Source organism: Methanomethylovorans sp. (assembly GCF_050177135.1).
Classification (GTDB): domain Archaea; phylum Halobacteriota; class Methanosarcinia; order Methanosarcinales; family Methanosarcinaceae; genus Methanomethylovorans.
Map to the genome: position 1 here is coordinate 13,156 of NZ_JBFXHJ010000050.1, position 1,569 is coordinate 14,724.

Here is a 1,569-nt window from a genome sequence, read left to right on the forward strand (position 1 = left end):
ATCTTCTATTCTGTCATTTGAACTCATTGGCATATTAGCTCCCATTTTAAAGGTTTCTTTTTTCCTACAGATAAATGTATCATTCTCTTGTTTCACAAGGATATTTTATATGAAAATAATTGCAGACTGCTATCTTTGCAAATTGCTGAGTAACATTTTTTAAAGAATGGCAAATTGTTTAAATATAAGAATAAACACACTGTTATTCAGGGGGTTTAGGTCAGACGGATCAGAGATGTTACTCTATCCTATCTTCGTCCCTCTACTTTTATAATAATTGGAGAGTGATGTAAATGGTATCAACACCGATACTTAGTAGCTTATATGGAATGGCGGATCAGTTCATAGCTTTTATTCCGACATTAGTAGCGATAATAGTACTCCTTATAGTTGGACTCATAGTCGGGAAAGCTGTAGGTAAGATCGGAGCAAAGTTCCTGGACAAGATCGGACTAGACGATCTGATCAACAAGACGATCATCGGAGACATGATCAAAAGGACCGGAGGGAATGTCGTAAGTTTCTTTGATGTGACGATCCGATGGTTCATTTATCTGATATTCGCAATACTCATCATCGATCTGCTGCAAGTCCAGGTAGTTGCAGACTTCATTGCCTCGTTAGTTCTGTACATCCCCATTATCCTTGCTGCGATAATCACATTGCTGATCGGGCTTCTTATAGTTGATTTCCTGGCAGATCTGGTACGTAATGTCCTCATTGCTACGGGAATCGATGAAAAGGTAGAGAGCACGCCCATGGGGGCAACTATCACAGCAAGCGGAATGAAGACTTCCAGCATAGTTTCGGGTATTGTCCGGATATTCGGATATCTGATATTCATACTGGCCGCACTGAACATACTTAAGCTAACTATCATAGCGAATCTCGTACAGGATGTGATCAATTATCTGCCGCACCTGTTCGTTGGTTTGCTGATATTGATAATTGGCTTGCTTGCTATTGACTTCTTCGCCGACTACATCGCTAATATTATGAAAGGCATGACAGTAGAGCATGCTGATATCCTGGTCCCTGCCTTCAGAGGAATTCTCTCCCTGGTGGTCATGCTCCTGGCTTTGGATGCCATGCTTATTGATACCGGTATATTCTACCTGTTCATTGGTCCTCTTGCATGGGGTCTGGCGGTTGTCATTGCCTTTAAGTGGGGTATCAAAGACGCAATTGTTGCCTATGCCAGGGAAAAGAAATAATCCCTGTCTACCTTTTTTTCTTCCCATTTTCATTTGTTAAATTTCATTTTCTTTTTTGCATATCCTGATCCATACATTTTAAGTGCATGAAATCTTATTTTACGTGCATGTTGTCCCGTAATGTGATAGATATGCCTCCTTTTCATGTAATGGAGATACTGGAAAGGGCACAGGAACTGGAGAGAGCCGGGAGGCACATCATACACCTGGAAATAGGAGAGCCTGATTTTACCACAGCGCCACATATATGTGAGGCGGCTTCTGAAGCTATGTGCGCAGGTGAAACTAAATATACTCACAGCCAGGGTATCCCTCAACTGCGCAAGGCTATAGCTGACAATTATAACAGGAAATT

General features: G+C 41.4%; 2 protein-coding genes. Both read left to right on the plus strand.

The features are described from left to right. Window positions 1-293 precede the first annotated feature (293 nt). Entirely contained in the window at window positions 294-1,214 is a 921-nt protein-coding gene (locus tag AB7U21_RS05855; protein ID WP_428387659.1) for a mechanosensitive ion channel family protein, read from the plus strand. Window positions 1,215-1,300: 86 nt separating this feature from the next. Next, the coding region (locus AB7U21_RS05860) for an aminotransferase class I/II-fold pyridoxal phosphate-dependent enzyme (RefSeq protein WP_428387661.1) at window positions 1,301-1,569 on the plus strand (269 nt) is incomplete at its 3' end.

Excerpts from the sequence above, each read along its gene's own strand:
- AB7U21_RS05855 (WP_428387659.1), top strand. The coding sequence starts at position 294 with ATGGTATCAACACCGATACTTAGTAGCTTATATGGAATGGCGGATCAG.